At 42.1% G+C, this 17,031-nt stretch carries 10 protein-coding genes, 4 tRNA genes, 2 rRNA genes and 1 pseudogene (1 of these 17 running past the window's edge); 4 read left to right on the forward strand and 13 right to left on the reverse strand.

What is annotated here, in order from left to right; genetic code table 11:
• Positions 1-193 precede the first annotated feature (193 nt).
• From BM528_RS15945 to BM528_RS15955, 3 genes are read left to right on the forward strand one after another with little or no spacing between them, the layout of a single operon-like run.
• A complete protein-coding gene (locus BM528_RS15945) occupies positions 194-1,627 on the forward strand; it encodes an ATP-binding protein (protein ID WP_198033570.1) in 1,434 nt (477 codons plus the stop codon).
• Positions 1,620-4,298, forward strand: coding sequence for a Z1 domain-containing protein (locus BM528_RS15950; RefSeq protein ID WP_071980692.1), 2,679 nt, complete (start codon positions 1,620-1,622; stop codon positions 4,296-4,298). The genes BM528_RS15945 and BM528_RS15950 overlap by 8 nt, the downstream gene beginning before the upstream one ends.
• Positions 4,291-5,247 carry a PD-(D/E)XK motif protein gene (locus BM528_RS15955; protein WP_071980693.1) on the forward strand — a complete coding sequence of 319 codons (957 nt, stop codon included), beginning with the start codon at positions 4,291-4,293 and terminating at the stop codon, positions 5,245-5,247. The genes BM528_RS15950 and BM528_RS15955 overlap by 8 nt, the downstream gene beginning before the upstream one ends.
• A 79-nt stretch (positions 5,248-5,326) precedes the next feature.
• Here the strand turns inward: BM528_RS15955 and istB are convergent, their stop codons facing one another.
• Positions 5,327-6,112 carry an IS21-like element helper ATPase IstB gene (gene istB, locus BM528_RS15960; RefSeq protein WP_269529678.1) on the reverse strand — a complete coding sequence of 262 codons (786 nt, stop codon included), beginning with the start codon at positions 6,110-6,112 and terminating at the stop codon, positions 5,327-5,329.
• Between the two features lie 14 nt (positions 6,113-6,126).
• Positions 6,127-7,653: an IS21 family transposase gene (gene istA / locus BM528_RS15965; protein ID WP_083595408.1), complete on the reverse strand. Its 1,527-nt coding sequence runs from the start codon at positions 7,651-7,653 to the stop codon at positions 6,127-6,129.
• 233 nt (positions 7,654-7,886) lie between these two features.
• Between istA and BM528_RS15970 the strand changes: the two genes are divergently transcribed.
• Positions 7,887-9,899: an AIPR family protein gene (locus BM528_RS15970; RefSeq protein ID WP_198033571.1), complete on the forward strand. Its 2,013-nt coding sequence runs from the start codon at positions 7,887-7,889 to the stop codon at positions 9,897-9,899.
• A gap of 179 nt (positions 9,900-10,078) precedes the next feature.
• Here the strand turns inward: BM528_RS15970 and BM528_RS15975 are convergent.
• The 11 genes and pseudogenes from BM528_RS15975 to BM528_RS16025 form a co-directional block, all read right to left on the reverse strand.
• A pseudogene (locus tag BM528_RS15975) lies at positions 10,079-10,177 on the reverse strand (GTP-binding protein); the annotation flags it as partial.
• Between the two features lie 68 nt (positions 10,178-10,245).
• Positions 10,246-10,321 (reverse strand) — tRNA-Thr (locus BM528_RS15980).
• 7 nt (positions 10,322-10,328) lie between these two features.
• Positions 10,329-10,403 (reverse strand) — tRNA-Gly (locus BM528_RS15985).
• Between the two features lie 34 nt (positions 10,404-10,437).
• Positions 10,438-10,522, reverse strand: a tRNA-Tyr gene (locus tag BM528_RS15990).
• Positions 10,523-10,530: 8 nt separating this feature from the next.
• Positions 10,531-10,606 (reverse strand) — tRNA-Thr (locus tag BM528_RS15995).
• Between the two features lie 109 nt (positions 10,607-10,715).
• A complete protein-coding gene (locus tag BM528_RS16000; protein ID WP_232230512.1) occupies positions 10,716-11,447 on the reverse strand; it encodes a type III pantothenate kinase in 732 nt (243 codons plus the stop codon).
• Between the two features lie 7 nt (positions 11,448-11,454).
• Complete coding sequence (gene birA / locus BM528_RS16005; RefSeq protein ID WP_071980697.1) at positions 11,455-12,441, reverse strand: bifunctional biotin--[acetyl-CoA-carboxylase] ligase/biotin operon repressor BirA; 987 nt, start codon at positions 12,439-12,441, stop codon at positions 11,455-11,457.
• Between the two features lie 182 nt (positions 12,442-12,623).
• Positions 12,624-13,622 carry a UDP-N-acetylmuramate dehydrogenase gene (gene murB / locus BM528_RS16010; protein WP_071980698.1) on the reverse strand — a complete coding sequence of 333 codons (999 nt, stop codon included), beginning with the start codon at positions 13,620-13,622 and terminating at the stop codon, positions 12,624-12,626.
• A 173-nt stretch (positions 13,623-13,795) separates the two neighbouring features.
• Entirely contained in the window at positions 13,796-15,352 is a 1,557-nt protein-coding gene (locus BM528_RS16015) for a methyl-accepting chemotaxis protein (RefSeq protein ID WP_071980699.1), read from the reverse strand.
• 314 nt (positions 15,353-15,666) lie between these two features.
• Positions 15,667-15,782: ribosomal RNA gene (gene rrf / locus BM528_RS16020) — 5S ribosomal RNA — on the reverse strand.
• Positions 15,783-16,009: 227 nt separating this feature from the next.
• Positions 16,010-17,031: ribosomal RNA gene (locus tag BM528_RS16025) — 23S ribosomal RNA — on the reverse strand (it continues 1,871 nt past the right edge of the window).

The following is a 17,031-nucleotide window of genomic DNA, read 5'->3' on the forward strand; positions in this document are numbered from 1 at the left end:
TTCTATGCCAACCCTATTAAAATTTAGCTTTGACGGCTGATAAGTATCACAGAAATCATTGTTCGTAGTAACAATTGATACACAAAAGATACTGGTTAATACATGTAAGTAAATGGATTAAATAATGCGATATGAAAACTTGAGTCCGTCACCATCTTCACTGATAGAGTCTCTTCGAGACATTGGTTATTCAATGGAAACAGCCTTAGCAGATGTAATCGACAATTCAATCACTGCCAAAGCAAAGAAAATAAATATCGATTTTTCATGGAACGATGGTTTACCTTGGCTCGCCATACAAGATGATGGTTGTGGCATGTCCTACGAAACCTTGCTTTTGGCCATGAAGTTAGGAAGTTTTAATCCTCTTGATGAACGTAAAGCAAATGATTTGGGCCGATTTGGCCTAGGATTGAAAACGGCGACATTCTCACAGTGCAGAAAACTCACGGTTATATCTAAAAAACAAGACACTGTTCACGCTATGGAATGGGATTTGGATTCAATAAAGGATAATTCAGAACAAGGTTGGCGGGTAAGCATACTCGAGGAGACAGATCTAGAACTAATTAAAGAGATTCCAAATTTAATTACAGCTCTTAACGAACAGGAAAGCGGAACTATTGTGCTGTGGAGGAAGTTAGACCGTCTAGACGACTTTGACTCCCTAAAAGTAAGAGAAAAGAAACTAAATGAATTAATTGACCATTCAAGGAATCATTTAGAGTTGATTTTTCACAGGTTCTTGGCTGCGGGGCCGGGTAAACAATCTTTAAAAATTTCAATTAATAGCGATCCTTTGATAGCGAGAGATCCATTCAATATGTCCAGCAATGCAACTATTGAACTTCCTTCTCAAATTATTCAGGTTGATTCTAAAAAGATTCAAGTTCAACCGTATGTGTTACCTCACTACACAAAAGTATCTGCTGAAGAATATGAAAAATATGCAGGAGACGGTGGTTACCTGCATAATCAGGGCTTTTACGTATACAGAAATAAACGCCTAATAATAAAAAGTACTTGGTTTAGGCTTATGCCGAAAGAAGAGCTTACTAAACTTATAAGAGTTCGCATAGATATTCCAAACTCTTTAGATCATATTTGGAAAATAGATGTTAAAAAATCAAATGCAAGCCCTCCAGAAGCAGTAAAACGAGGGTTAAAGCAAATAATTTCTGAAGTAGAATATTCTGGGAAACGAGTATTCAAGCAAAAAGGGTATAAATTAGAGTCCCAGATTCTCGAACCCTTTTGGCATCGCAAAATTAGTTCGGGCAAGGTCAGTTATCTCATTAACAGGCAACATCCGATGATAATGTCGATAACAAACCAGCTAGATACTCAGTCCAACACTAGCCTCTCCGCTATTTTAAAATCAATAGAAGCATCATTTCCCTCTGATTTGTATTTCAACGATTTTGCGAATTCCCCTGAAAGCATCGACAAGCCAGTGGTTGACGAAGATGAACTAAAAGGAATCATTAGTATGTTCTATCCATTATTTAAGGCTGAAAATTTAGACAAAGACAAAATTATTTCAAAGCTTTTACAAATAGAACCCATGGCTTCAAATCGAAAGACAACTGCTAAAATAATAGAACAAATGGAGTTGAACTATGACTGATATATCGAAGTTAAATCAAATAGAAGACTTAACTGAAAAGTTTTTAATCGTTCAGTTAGGTGAAAGAAATCTTGAAAACATTACTCGTGAGCAAATTTTTACTGCTGTTAAAATGATGGCACAGAATCTAAATGTTACTAATACAGAAGAATTAAATTTCATTACATCAAAATTGGAGGAGCGGTTTGATATAAGTATGGAGCTAGGTGTTGCGTTTGAAGCTGAAGACTACACACCTTGGTTAGAAGAGCATAGGGGTGATATATCTTGGTTTTTTTGGGAGAGGTACAAACGACATCTCACAAACTCAGGGTTTCCCCCTAAGGTTGTTACACAACTAGACCTTGTTACAGATAAAATATTGGACCATCTTGAATACCCTAAGAAAACTGGGGACTGGTCCCGTAAGGGTCTTGTAGTCGGACATGTGCAATCTGGAAAAACAGCTAATTATACTGGAGTTATCAACAAAGCTGCCGATGCTGGTTACAAAGTAATAATCGTTTTAGCTGGCATATTAAGTGCGCTAAGGAGCCAAACTCAAGAAAGAATTGATGAAGGCTTTATTGGAGTAGATAGCTCAACACAATTAGATAATATACCTCTAAAAAAGAGGTTGGTTGGAGTAGGCGAATATTCTTACGAAAACGTCCCAGTTTCATTTACTACAACTGTTCATGACTTTAAGAACACTATAGCTCAACAAATACGTTCTGGAATTGGTAACTTTAATCAACCTGTCGTTCTTGTAATTAAGAAAAATAAGTCAATACTCCAAAATCTCATTAATTGGTTGAATAACAATAATCTAGATTTAGACCAATTCCCATTTTTACTGATCGATGATGAAGCAGACCATGCCTCAATAAATACCAACAAAGAAGATAAAGATGCTACCGCAATAAATAGTAAAATAAGAGAGTTATTAAAACTGTTCCGTCAAAATATGTATCTTGGATACACAGCAACACCCTTTGCAAATATATTTATAGATCCTGATAGCAATGATGAGATGATTGGGGATGAGCTATTTCCACGAGACTTCATTATAAGCTTAGATGCCCCAACTAATTACGTTGGCTCAAAAAGAATATTCAGTTCAGACTCAGATTTGGATATGGTTAGAGAGATTAACGACTTTGAAGATTTGATACCAGCATCTCATAAAAAAGACGAATATCCCATAGCCCTTCCACGTTCTCTGGAGGAAGCGATACGCATATTTATATTAGTAAGAGCAATTAGAATATTAAGGAATCAGGAAACTAAGAATAACTCTATGCTAATCAATGTAAGTCGTTTCACAGACATTCAAAGCCATGTCAAATTACAGGTTCATGAATACGTTGATGAAATGCGTACAAATATTATTAACAACTATGCATTAGATACTAATCAAGCAATTAAAAATAATTTTATAAAAGATTTAAAAACATCTTTTGATAAGGAGTTCTCAAAAGTTGAATTCTCTTGGGAGCTTATTCAGAAAAATTTAAAAAAAGCTGTTTCTCCAGTTAAAACAATTGAGGTGAATGCATCAAAAAGCTCTGAACCACTCGATTACAGCAAAGAAAAGTATCCCAATGGAAGAAGCATTATCGCTGTAGGGGGGTTAAGTCTATCTAGAGGCCTTACACTTGAGGGACTAACCGTCAGTTACTTCATTAGAAATACTCAAATGTATGACACCTTAATGCAGATGGGACGATGGTTTGGGTATCGTGATGGTTATGAGGATTTATGCAGACTTTATATGCCAAGTGACGCGATATCTTGGTATCAGCACATATCGGATGTAACCGAAGAGTTAAGAGATGAATTTAAAAGAATGGAGAACGCAAAACTGACGCCGGAAGAATTCGGTTTATGTGTTAGGAGCCATCCTGAATCACTTATAGTGACTGCAAGGAACAAAATGCGGTCAGGCACCAATGTTTTGCGTCAAATAAGCCTTCATGGAAGACATATTGAAACGACTGTTCTGGCGACATCAGAAGTAGCAATAGAGAATAATTTAACATCTCTTCTTACACTAGCTAAAAGTTTACTGGCTAACTATCAACTAGAACCATCATCAAATAGTAATTACTTGTTCAACCATATACCTGATAGCTATATCAAACGTTTTATCCAAAGTTTTTCGAATCATCCCGGTTCAAATTTGACAGAACATAAACCGATAATAAATTTCATCAGCAAGCTCAATACAACTTGGAATGTGCAATTTATCAGCAATTCGAAACCTCATGATGAGAAAAAAATACTAATTCTCGCAGACATGATGAAAATGGCTCCAGTGCTAAGGACAGTAGTCAATTACACAAATAACTCTATAACATCTAGTAAAAGACGGTTTAGTTCTCCGTCTTGGGAGAGAGCAGGAATCGAACCAGTAGTTCTCAAAAATCTTCAAAGCACGGAATCGCTTAGTGGCAAAAATCTCAGAAAAGTTAGAGAGCGACCATTACTTTCACTTTACTTAATAGACTGCGTAACAAATGATGATGAGAGGGTACTCAAAAACGATTCTGCCGTAGCGTGGAGTATTAGTTTCCCCGGGGAAACTGGAACTGGCAAGCCAGAGGATTTGGTTGAGTATGTTGTTAACACTACATGGTGGAATCAGGAGTTTGGAGCTCTGTTAGATGAAGAGGAACCAATCGATGAATAACCCGTGGGAACATATTAAAACACCCAAATCAGAGCTATCAGCTCGTCGCATTGATCACAAACACCCTTTAGATATTTATTGGGCGAAAGACAGAGCTGGTAAATATCTTTTTGTTTGCAAATTAACTGACAAATGCAAACTCCCTTCCAAGTTTCCAGCGCTACTTGGAATTGAGGTTACTTCGATTCCTGATAATCAGCAGTTAGTTCTGACATTAAAAAAATCGAGTGATTGGGAATTATTTTTTTCTTTATGTAACGATATCATTTCAACGACAAGAACGCTTAATGCTTCAGCCATTGTCTCGGTAATATTTCGTAGAATCGAACGATGGCGCGAGTTTTTAAAGCAGGATAAGGAGAAAATCTTAAGCGAAAGAAAAATCAAAGGATTAATTGGAGAGTTGGTTTATATACAAGACTTTGTTTCACCGAAGTTCGGCATCGCAAAAGCTATTGAATTTTGGACTGGTCCAGAAGGTAGTACACAAGATTTTAGTATTAATAACACAGCCATTGAAGTGAAGTGCCAAGACGGAACATCCTCACCAAAGGTGAGAATTTCTTCTCCTGAACAACTCTGTGGTCAACTTGGCAGACTATTTTTGTTTGTTGTTACTTTAGGAAGGACTGAACCAGAAGCATCAAGCGCAATCACGTTGCCCTCTTTAATCTCGGAAATTCAACAAAAGTTGATTACTGCCGGTAACACGCAGCAGTTAGAAAAGCTTCAAGATATCTTACTCGAGTTGGGATATACCTATAGTGATGAGTATTTATCCTACTGCTACATTGTTTCATCAAAAAAGTTCTATGAAGTCAAGGATGGTTTTCCTAGACTAGACCTTACTGATATTCCTAATGGTTTAACCAATATAACATTTGATCTCGAATTGGTAGCTTGCGAGCCCTTTCTAGCCGATGAATCATGGATGGAAGACATATGTTAATTTGCACCCTAAAGGCGCCACCCATTTGCGGCGTAATGGAGCCACCTGAACATGCTCTTTTTGCCCTCAAACAAGTTGATTATTGACCGCTTTTTGGAGCGAGTCCAGTTTTGTTGTTTTTGATGTTGTTTTCAGGTCTTAATTTTCGATAGCTTTCCCCTTCTAATATTAGTCGATAGGCATTGTGGCGAAGTCGGTCAAGTGTGGCCGCGCCAAGTAGTTTATTCGGGAAGGCATCTCCCCATTCTGTAAAGTCTAAGTTGCTGGTAATAATGGTGGCGTGTTGTTCATAACGCTCATCAATTAAGTCGTGCAGGTCTTCGTCTTGTGGCGATTTCAATGGCTTTAAACCGAAGTCGTCAATGATGAGAAGCGGTACTTTAGCTAAGGTTTGGAAGCGCTTTTCATAGCTGTTGGTGGCGCGTGCGGCATACAGATTTGCCAGTAGTTTGGCTTGGGTAAAGAACAGTACATCCACGCCTTTTTGCACCGCGCAGTGCCCGATGGCTTGCGCTAAATGACTTTTACCGGTGCCACATGGCCCTGCTATTAATACAGGCACTTTTTCATCAATAAAGCCGCAGGTTGCCAGCTCTTGCACATAGGCGCGATTCAGTGTGGGGTTGGTGCTTAAGTCGAAGCTCTCTAGTGTTTTATTGGATTTGAAGCCTGCACGGCGCAGCCGTGTAGCGTATTTCTTTTGGTCTCGCCTTGCCACTTCATCTTGCACGAGTAAGGCTAAGAACTCAGGATACGTCATTTGGTGTTCAATGGCTTCGCGGTTACGCTGGGCCAGTGAATCCGTCATGCCTGATAGGCGTAGTTGTTTGAGTAAGGGTGATAATTCTGGAATAGGGTTAATCATGGTTGTTCCTTTTTTTAATGTGGGATGAGTTTGTTAGGGTCGCGATTGAAGCGACCTTTACCGGTATAACTGTCGCTTAAACTATCAAACGCATTGGTTTCATGGGGCAGCTCATCTAAGCCTTTTTCGAGTATCTGTTTAATGGCGCTGTAGCGCACATTGTCGAAGGTTAACGCACGGCAACAGGCCCTTTCTAAGCGAGTAGGCCCATAGCGTTTGGCGAAGCCGACCACACCTTGTGCTGCGCGCAGGTTATCTAGCACGCGACTCGCAAACAATCTTTCAACAAACAGATGGCAGTATTCCCCGACCTTCTTTGCTTGGGTTAAACAGTATTGAGGATCTTGCATGTTGTAGGCTTGCGCCGCAGGTGGTTGATGCTCTGGCACCGTTGAACGACCGCCTTGGTGGCGTAATCTACCGTGAGTAGCTTTGAGTTCGTGTTGCTGATAAATACGCACGGTGGAATCGCCCGCGCGTATCCATACCGTTTGGCGAATGAGTGTATAAGGCACCGAGTAACGGCAGAGTTCGAACTGTACATGCCCATCACCGTGGACTTTTGCTTGCGCCCATACTGCTTCCTCCGGGGGCACTTCAGGCAAGGGCTTAAGTAATTCCTGTTCAACTTCTTTGAACTGCGTTAAAGGGTAAAGACGCGTCGTACCGTGCTTGCGGTTACCCGCCACACTCACCAGCCACTCTTTTAATTGTGCATTGGCATCGCTTAAACTGCGGAACTCCTTCAGTGGCACGAAGGCATTCTTGATGTACTTCACATTGGATTCAACACGCCCTTTCTTTTGCGGGTCGCGCACCGGACATGGCGCAATTAAGAAACCATAACCTTCCGCGCATTCAGCATAAGCACGCTGTACATCGGGGTCGTGATAACACGCTTTCGTGATGGCACATTTTGGATTGTCGATTACCACGCGCTTGGGTACACCGTTGAACCACTCAAACGCACGGCGATGGCAAGATAGCCATGTGGCAACACTTTGGTCCCAGATAAATTCACCGTACATATGGCGACTCCACGCTAGCGTCATCACAAACACCCATGTTTTACGCAGCTCGCCTGTGCGGGTATCCACCATCAACGGACCAGACCCGAAGTCCACTTGCACCGCATCACCAGGGTCGAACTCCATCACTGTCGAGACCTTGCCTGGCTCACTGGCAATCACACTTTTGATATAACGATTTACCGCCCAATAGCTTCCTGTGAAACCATAACTGTCTACCAGCTTTTGATGGATAGTGCTGCCTTGCACGCCGCTTTCAATCCACTTGTTGACCTTCCCAGCATGGGGTAACACGGAAGACACGCTAGATGATGGTGTATGCACGGTAACATTTAGCACGGTCGCCAATTGGGCGTTGTCAGGCAAGGGATTGAGTTTATCTAACCAGCCATGCTCAAGTGCGGTATCCCTCAACTTCTGTGCCTTTTTGCGTCCCATTAACCCGCTTTGGGCAATAGCACGATTAGATTCACCCATTCGCATCCGAACGAGTATTTGTCGATATTGGTACATTTCAAACCTCTTGTTTGCCATGCGCATCTCCTTGTCTAAAAAGTAGACATAAAGATACGCTATTTACAATGAAGTTTGAGGGTAAAAAGGGTGACTAAAGTGGCGCCATTAACCGCAAATCAGGTGGCGCCATTAGGTGCAAATTAGGTGGCGCCATTACGCCGCAAGTGTAATGGCTCCATAGCGGTGCAAATTAACAACATATGAGTCTAGATAATTTTTACACGAAATTTATGCAAGATATCTACAGTGAAGCGGAAGTAGGCAGCAAGTTCAATGAGCCTGTCTTCGTAGAGAAAATTTGTGACTATTTAGTTGAACAGGCTGTTATAGAAAACTATGCGGTGTGCAGCTATAAAAAAGAAACATTAGGTTTAAAAGTAGATGCTTGGCACCATAACAATGACAATGGAACACTCACCCTTATAGTTTCACACTATGGTGATCAATTAGAGAGATTAACTACCTCTTTAGCTTTACAAATCTCTAAGAGGCCCGTTCGCTTTTTCGAGCGTTGCTTAGATATCTCATTTATGGAGTCGATGGAAGAAAGTGACCTAGCCTATCCTCTCGTGAGAACTATTTCTCTGAAGTCTTCGACAATATCTGGTGTCAGAGTAATAATCATTACTAACTCTGAAATTAGCAAATCGATTAAGAGCATACCTGAGACTCAAGTAGGCGAACTAGATGTAGCGTTCGATATTTGGGACATCGAAAGAATCTACCGGCTCGACTCCTCTAACTTAGGAAAGGAAGCAATAGAGATTGATTTTGCTAGTGAATTCGGAAAATGTCTACCTTGCTTAAAAGCATTCTCTGAATCTGACAAATTTCAATCATATTTGTTGGCTTTACCGGGTGACCTGTTATCGAAATTGTACGACAAGTACACTGAGAGGCTTTTGGAGCAAAACGTTAGAACCTTTTTGCAATTTAAAGGCAAAGTTAATAAGGGAATGAGAAACACTATCGTTAATGAGCCAAACATGTTTTTTGCGTTCAATAATGGGCTAACCGCAACAGCAGAAGAAATAGAGACTATAGAAAAGAGTGGTATCTCATTAATTTCAAAACTAAAAAACCTACAAATAGTTAACGGTGGGCAGACCACAGCCGCAGTCTATAACACTTTGAAAAAAGAAAAGGCTGATTTATCCCAAGTTTTCATCCAAGTAAAACTTACCATAGTCCCGCCGGAAAACGTCGAAGATATTGTTCCAAAGATATCTGAATATGCAAATACTCAAAACAAGGTCAACGCCGCAGACTTCTTTTCAAATAGTCCGTTTCATTGGCGCTTTGAAGAGTTATCAAGGAGAGTTTGGGCACCATCTATTGACGGCGGGCTTCAAGAAACACATTGGTTCTACGAACGCGCTCGAGGCCAGTATATGACCGCAAAAACGAAACTCACGCCAGCTGAGCAGAAAAAATTTGAGAAAATTAACCCTAAAAATCAGATGATAACGAAGACAGACCTCGCAAAGTTCTATAACTCGTGGGATAAAGTACCATACATAGTAAGTCTGGGAGCCCAGAAAAACTTTGGTAAGTTTGCTGATTCGATGACTAGTCAATGGGAAAAAAGTGAAGCTCAGTTTAACGAGATGTTTTTTAAAGAGGCTATTGCAAAAGCTATAATATTTAAAGATTTAGACCGCAATATCATGAAGCAAGACTGGTATGGCGGTTATAAGGCCAATATAGTTACTTATACTATTGCGAAGTTCCGTGATTTAACAGATAGCGCTAATAAACAGCTTGATCTAATCTCAGTATGGAGGCAGCAAAAACTTCCGGAAGAGCTATTACGGAACTTATTGGAGATTGCTGAGGTCGTGAACGATGTAATAAAAACCACACCAACTCATGTGACCAATATAGGTGAATGGTGTAAAAAGGAAGATTGTTGGAAAAATGTTGTTAAATCGTCAGCTATATTGAACGGAGATGTTGAACAATTCCTCATAGACCCTAATGAAGCAAAGGAACAAAGAAAAGATGCTGTAGCGATTCAGTCCATCGACAATGGTATTAAAGCTCAAAAATACGTTTTCGACAAAAGCAGCATGTACTGGAAACAAATCATAGAGTGGAACAAGTCGTCATTTGCTCTAAGCCATAAAGAAAAGAGCATATTAGACATAGCTGCTTCCATACCGTCTAAAATTCCTACTGAGAAGCAATGCCTGTCCTTATTAGATATAGAAAAAAAGGCATTTGAAGAAGGGTTTTATATTTAATTTCTACCCGCTCCAATATCCTTATAAGATTTTCTAAGTTCTTGTGACTTGAAGTCTAAATATTGCTAGCTTGAGTTGTGATGTGTCCGTCCGGTAATCCCCGCATTCAATTCATAAATTAGCTACGGCATGGTGTTCTCTTTACTAAGGAGAATGACCATGCCTCAATATCAACGAAGAGTGATAGCTGCAGTTAGCGTGGTTTTACCGTGGTCAACGTGGCCGATTGTACCCACGTTTACATGGGGTTTCGTACGTTCAAACTTTTCTTTTGCCATTTCTATTATCCCAGCAAAGTTACATTAAAAAAATTTTGAATTTTTACAACATGAGCTGGGGAGAAAACTGGTGCTGATAGGCAGATTTGAACTGCCGACCTCACCCTTACCAAGGGTGCGCTCTACCAACTGAGCTATATCAGCACTGATTTGGAGCGGGCAGTGGGAATCGAACCCACATCATCAGCTTGGAAGGCTGAGGTAATAGCCATTATACGATGCCCGCAAATCTTAATTCTCTGGCCACCTCATAAAGAAAGTGGTGGAGGGGGCAGGATTCGAACCTGCGAAGGCTGAGCCGGCAGATTTACAGTCTGCTCCCGTTGACCGCTTGGGTACCCCTCCAGAATTGATGGTGCCGACTGCCGGAATCGAACTGGCGACCTACTGATTACAAGTCAGTTGCTCTACCAACTGAGCTAAGTCGGCACTACATCAAGTGGGTGCGCATTCTAGAGTAATGAATTACTCAGTGCAAGTGTCTTTTTGAAAAATTTTCATTTTTCTTTTCTGACCGATTTCTCAATCTATCAGAAGGTTACGCTAGAAAATCACTAAGTTCTTTTCTGGCATATCGGGCAAGACCTTGCACCACCAAATGAGCGGGACGAATGTTAACAGCGGATTCTAAGAATGCAAACACTTTTTTGTCTCCCCCCCCTAAAATAATGTCAAATTCGGTTTGTTTGCTTGATATGTAATCAACGGCGCTCAAATAAACACCATAAACCGCTGCATGACACCCCGTTGCTACGCATTCTTCGGTGTCCGTCCCTACCCCAAAGCTGGTTGGAATTTCATCATTAGCGAATACTTTTTTTGTTGAAGCTACTAAAGCATCTCTCATAACGTTAAAGCCAGGCACTATCCAACCGCCTAAATGTTGACCATCAACAACAAAATCAACGGTAATTGCTGTGCCCACATCCATAACAAAAAATGCTTTTTTTGTTTTTTCGGCTGCACAAATCATGGCAAGCCATCTATCCACGCCCATTTTTTGTACATTGGCGTAACTATTTTTTATTCCGAAGGCTTCTTTTTCTGTCTGCTTTTCTACAAATGCAATATTTCTCGCTGCACACATGGTTGATATTTCATCAACCATGTCCTGATTTCTCACTGATGCGATATAAAGATGAGTAATATTTTTTTGAACATCGACAAAAGAAAATAAACTTTCTAGAGAATCACTAGCTTTTGGCTCTTCATGCACGTTACTCAGTAACGCATATTTTATAAGCGTGTTTCCTACATCAACCAATAACACCGATGCTTCAGTTACCACGAAGACTTACCTCACCGCCGTGAAAGCGCGTTATTCCATCTTGTGTTTCAACCAACAGCGCACCACTAGCGTCTACGCCTCTGTCGATACCAGAAAAACGTTTTTCTCCCATTTGCAGCACAATTCGTCTGTCGCCGTACAAGTCTAACGCCTCCCAATGAGGTACAAATGGACCAAAGCCTTGTTGAGTAAATTTAGGTAGATACGACCACAGAGACTTAATAATCTGCGCCGCTAATTCATTTCTATCAGGTACCTTTCCTAAAAAAGATGCTAAATCGCTGTGCGGCTGCCCCACGTCATACTGATTGTCTGGTACACAAACGTTAAGACCGATACCAATAACACAATGTGCTGTCGCCCCTATCTGCCCTTCTACTTCAATGAGTACACCCGCCAGTTTTTTGCCCTGAAGGTAGATATCGTTCGGCCACTTTAATTCGGCATCATTCACACCGAATTCTTTAAGCGCATCGCATACTGCTAATCCCACTAATAAAGACAGGCCAGCCATACTTTGATAACCGTCGGGAAACGACCAATACATAGAAAACGTTAAGCTTCCGCCTACCGGTGCCAACCAGGCTCTGCCGTGTCTTCCTCTGCCGGCAGTTTGAATTTCTGCAAAAATAGCGTCGCCGTCTGCAAGTTCTTCGCGATTATTGGCAATACGCTTCTTCATCTCGGTGTTGGTAGAGGGAAGGACAGACTCCACGTCTATCATTGCTCGCTTTGTATTGCCTAAGTATTTCTTTATGCTATCAGCGCTTAACATCTCAAAGCCTCGATCAAGACGGTATCCCTTACCTTTTACTTTAAATACATCTAACCCCCAATCGGATAACTGGGAAATATGGCCCGCCACGGCGGTTCGAGACAGCCCCACCTGTTGAGCAATAGTTTCACCTGAGTGAAAGTGGCCGTCAGACAATAAGGCTAAAATATGTTTTCTTATTACTTTAGATGCCTGTCTCATATTTGAACAATCCTTTATAACTCTCGCATGATTGCAGCGTCGTTACTTTTACTGTGCTTTTATGGTCCTGCGCTGAGGTCCTGCGCTGACAGTCACTATCACATTACTTCTTAAATAAATGACTAGTAGGTAACAGCATTTAGCATTAAACGACGTTTGCTATAAAAAGCCAATACACTATGTTAGTTCGACAATGTCTCTAACCCACGTTTTCCGATAAGCCTTACCTCTGGCTCAAGATCAATATCGAAGGTTTTTCTAACACTATGAATAATTTCGGTAGCCATATAACGCACGTCATCACCAGAAGCATTGCCTAAATTTGTCAGCACCAAAGGCTGTGTGGGGTGACATCGAACATCATTGTAAGACTTTCCTTTAAAGCCAATACAATCTATCAGCCAAGCTGCAGGCACTTTTGTTTCATTTTCGCTTACCGAATACCCAGGAATGTCACTGTACGTCGCTTTGAGCTTGGCAAATTGCGTGTTACTCACAACTGGATTTTTAAAAAAACTTCCTGCATTGCCCAGTACCTCTGGGTCGGGCAATTTATTTTTTCTTACCTCGATGACTTTGTTATATATATCAAGTGCAGTTGGCGATGTTAGCAATGCTAGTTCGCCATAAGAAGTCTCTAATTGATAATCTTTGGGTAGCGCAAAATTCACCTGCGCAATAAGTGCCTTGCCGGCCAAATCATGCTTAAATATGCTGTCTCTATAGCCAAATTGGCAGTCGGAAGGTGTTAACCGTACCTGTTCTGCTGTGTCAATCATAGTCACAATAACAGACTCGATAAATCGGTTTATTTCTACCCCATATGCCCCTATATTTTGTATAGGGGCTGCCCCCACAGAGCCTGGAATTAAAGCCAAATTTTCGAAGCCATACCAACCATTCTGCATGCACAACTCAACCAGCGCTTGCCAGTTCTCACCAGCGCCTGCGCTTATGTAGTGATGCGAGTCGGTATCGAAATGACTAATGCCTTTAATATTATTGACAAGTAAAGCACCGTCAAAATCATCGAGAAAAATAGAGTTGCTTCCCCCGCCTACAATATAGCTAACAGGGAATTTTCGATAAGCGTCGATAAATTCATTTGCTGATGAGAAACTGACTACTGTGTTGCAGGATGTAGAAAGACCGAAGGTACTGTAGGGCTTGAGAGATGGCATACCGTATTTACATTGCGCTCTAGGATGAGCGTTATGGTAGGTTAATGGTCATATAAATAAAAGGGTAATAAGGCCGAAATACGCCTTATTAAATATAAATCAGCCAACGATAACACCGCTGGCTTCCTGCAAACGACTCTGAGGACGCATGGAATTGAATCGTATTCAGTGCATTACTTCGCTTTATAGCCAATTCTAAAGCCGCCCCAATGTTTGCCATTTACATAAATAGGCGCAGATAAGTCGTGCATTATCTCCCCCGTGTCCCTTTTATAAGTTTGCAGGAGGAAAGACTCAGTATTGCTTCCGCACCTACTGCCAGTTTTATCGCTAAAGATCCTTTTCGTTCTATTATTGGCCAAATCGGTATCGTAATTACCAGTGAGCGGCTGACTGAACTTAATGTTATGTGTTGGGAAGTAACCGTTCACGTCTACAGCCCCGGCATAGATGATAAAGTCATTATTATCTAATATTGGCTCTTGAATCTCGGGTAGTACTTTGTCTGTGAAGCTATCAAACGCTGTAGTGTGTTTCTCAGGGTTTGTATTGGGCACAGGGGTGTAGGTGAAATCGAACAGCTCTCTCTCGCTAATTGTTCCATCGCTAATCGCTTTTTCAAAGCGCCTGCCTATTTGCTTTGAAGTATTAATAGCGATATCCCGAACTCGGCTATTCTCATCATCAATATCAAGCGACTCTAACAACCTAAAAATGTCTTCGGCCTGAGTACTTAACGCCAAGGCCTGCTCGGAAACCTCGGATAAATCATGTTCCAGGCTACTCGTAGCGTTCTGTAATGATTCAATAGAAACACCAATACCGCCACTATCCTGAGCAAGATTCGACACATTTTCTTGCATCGACAGCATTGCTGTTCTTGCCTCAGAAGAAAGCAAACTTGATTCTGCAATTAATGTTTCACTTTCAACGAGTAGTTCGCTCATGCTTTCGCCCGACTCTGATACCTTACTCATGGTCTCAACAGCTTGCTTACTACTCTGGTTCACGTCTTGTAAAACATGCTCTATACCAGATGTTGCCTCTGTCGTCTTCTTCGCCAACTCTCGCACTTCATCAGCAACTACCGCAAAACCTCGCCCTTGATCACCAGCCCTAGCGGCCTCTATAGCGGCATTAAGTGCAAGCATATTAGTTTGGTCAGCTAATTGATTAATAGTGTTAGTAATATTGCTGATGCCCTCTGCTCTACTTTTTAACTCAACGAGCGTTTGAGACGAAATAGTAATCTGTTCACGAAGTAACTCTTGATGTTCTAATGCTTTCTTAAGTCTTCTACTTCCACGCTGAGTCTTCTCGTCAGAAAGGGAAACCGCGTCACCTGCTTGGCTGGTAAGCTCTTTAAGTGAAGCACTTCCAGACTCTAAGTTCTGAAGTCTTCCACTCATTTCACTTATACTGCTTACCTGATCGCGAAACGCTGATGATAACTTATCGAGAAAGAATGAGACTGACGCGCCGCCTATAGCAATTTTGCTTGACGAGGCACTTATTTTGTTACCGTTTGGTGCGTTTCTATCAAGATACCCAGAGCCAGCTGGATGCGCTTCATTCGAGGACTCGGATTTTGAGTCGAGATTAGACAGAAAATAACTTGCCACCAAGGTAGCTAAGAAAGCAATAACGACAGTTGTATAGATTGAATTTGTAATGAAAAAACTCGCAACAACAGCTACCGCCGACACTAACGCTGGAACAACAATTAACATCGGCCTAGCCTTACTCACTACTACGGGTTCATCTGCCACCTCACACTCGCAACATTCTTGGATCACTCCTTACGACAAGGGCTTTTTCGTTAGGAAGCAAAGCGAGTACTCTGTAGTCAAAAACTGAGGGTACTGTGCAAGGCAGGTGGGTAAGCGTGCAAAATAGCGCGAAGCCCGATACTCAGTCAGACCTGTTTTGTGTTTGAGGGTGGAATTTCTAACAGGGAGCCAGTGCAGTAACTGGGGAAGCCTGGCATTGGATCCAATCAAATGGTTGGACGTATCGTTCAAGACAAGGGCTTTTCGAAATAAGGACCTGGCAGTGTCCTACTCTCACATGGGGAAACCCCACACTACCATCGGCGCTAATACGTTTCACTTCTGAGTTCGGAATGGAGTCAGGTGGTACCGTATCGCTATGGCTGCCAGGAAAAACTTTTAGTGCAGAATCACGATGCTTTTTGTCGTGACTTCTGCGCAAGGAGGACTAACAGTACTCTTTAGAGTCTATTTAATCATCGTTGCTTAATAACTAACAAATCGGAAAGTTTAATATTAATTCAATCAGTGAGTAACTTACTTTTTACTCTATCTTGCTTTTAGCTTGTCTTTGCTTACAACGCCAACTTCTCTTCGAAGCCTTTTAGGCGTTGTTGTATGGTTAAGCCTCTCGGGCAATTAGTACAGGTTAGCTTAACGCCTTACAACGCTTCCACACCCTGCCTATCAACGTCATCGTCTATAACAACCCTTCCAGACCTTAAAGGTCAGGGATGACTCATCTCTGGGCCGGCTTCCCGCTTAGATGCTTTCAGCGGTTATCCGTTCCGAACGTAGCTACCGGGCAATGCCATTGGCATGACAACCCGAACACCAGCGGTTCGTCCACTCCGGTCCTCTCGTACTAGGAGCAGCTCCCATCAATCATCCAACGCCCACACCAGATAGGGACCGAACTGTCTCACGACGTTCTAAACCCAGCTCGCGTACCACTTTAAATGGCGAACAGCCATACCCTTGGGACCGACTTCAGCCCCAGGATGTGATGAGCCGACATCGAGGTGCCAAACACCGCCGTCGATATGAACTCTTGGGCGGTATCAGCCTGTTATCCCCGGAGTACCTTTTATCCGTTGAGCGATGGCCCTTCCATACAGAACCACCGGATCACTATGACCTACTTTCGTACCTGCTCGACGTGTCTGTCTCGCAGTTAAGCTAGCTTATGCCATTGCACTAACCTCACGATGTCCGACCGTGATTAGCTAACCTTCGTGCTCCTCCGTTACTATTTGGGAGGAGACCGCCCCAGTCAAACTACCCACCAGACACTGTCCACAATCCCGATAAGGGACCAATGTTAGAACATCAAACATACAAGGGTGGTATTTCAAGGACGGCTCCACACAATCTAGCGACTGTGCTTCGAAGCCTCCCACCTATCCTACACATGTAGGTTCAATGTTCAGTGCCAAGCTGTAGTAAAGGTTCACGGGGTCTTTCCGTCTAGGTGCGGGTACACAGCATCTTCACTGCGATTTCAATTTCACTGAGTCTCGGGTGGAGACAGCGTGGCCATGGTTACACCATTCGTGCAGGTCGGAACTTACCCGACAAGGAATTTCGCTACCTTAGGACCGTTATAGTTACGGCCGCCGTTTACCGGGGCTTCGATCAAG

Origin of the sequence: Alteromonas sp. RW2A1, assembly GCF_001886475.1 — a bacterium.
Lineage (GTDB): Bacteria > Pseudomonadota > Gammaproteobacteria > Enterobacterales > Alteromonadaceae > Alteromonas > Alteromonas hispanica.

What these genes read in the sequence shown, in the direction of transcription:
- BM528_RS15945 (WP_198033570.1), top strand. Translation starts at nt 194, where the DNA reads ATGGAAACAGCCTTAGCAGATGTAATCGACAATTCAATCACTGCCAAA.
- BM528_RS15950 (WP_071980692.1), top strand. Translation starts at nt 1,620, where the DNA reads ATGACTGATATATCGAAGTTAAATCAAATAGAAGACTTAACTGAAAAG.
- BM528_RS15955 (WP_071980693.1), top strand. Translation starts at nt 4,291, where the DNA reads ATGAATAACCCGTGGGAACATATTAAAACACCCAAATCAGAGCTATCA.
- istB (WP_269529678.1), bottom strand. Translation starts at nt 6,112, where the DNA reads ATGATTAACCCTATTCCAGAATTATCACCCTTACTCAAACAACTACGC.
- istA (WP_083595408.1), bottom strand. Translation starts at nt 7,653, where the DNA reads ATGTACCAATATCGACAAATACTCGTTCGGATGCGAATGGGTGAATCT.
- BM528_RS15970 (WP_198033571.1), top strand. Translation starts at nt 7,887, where the DNA reads ATGCAAGATATCTACAGTGAAGCGGAAGTAGGCAGCAAGTTCAATGAG.
- birA (WP_071980697.1), bottom strand. Translation starts at nt 12,441, where the DNA reads ATGAGACAGGCATCTAAAGTAATAAGAAAACATATTTTAGCCTTATTG.
- murB (WP_071980698.1), bottom strand. Translation starts at nt 13,622, where the DNA reads ATGCCATCTCTCAAGCCCTACAGTACCTTCGGTCTTTCTACATCCTGC.
- BM528_RS16015 (WP_071980699.1), bottom strand. Translation starts at nt 15,352, where the DNA reads ATGTTAATTGTTGTTCCAGCGTTAGTGTCGGCGGTAGCTGTTGTTGCG.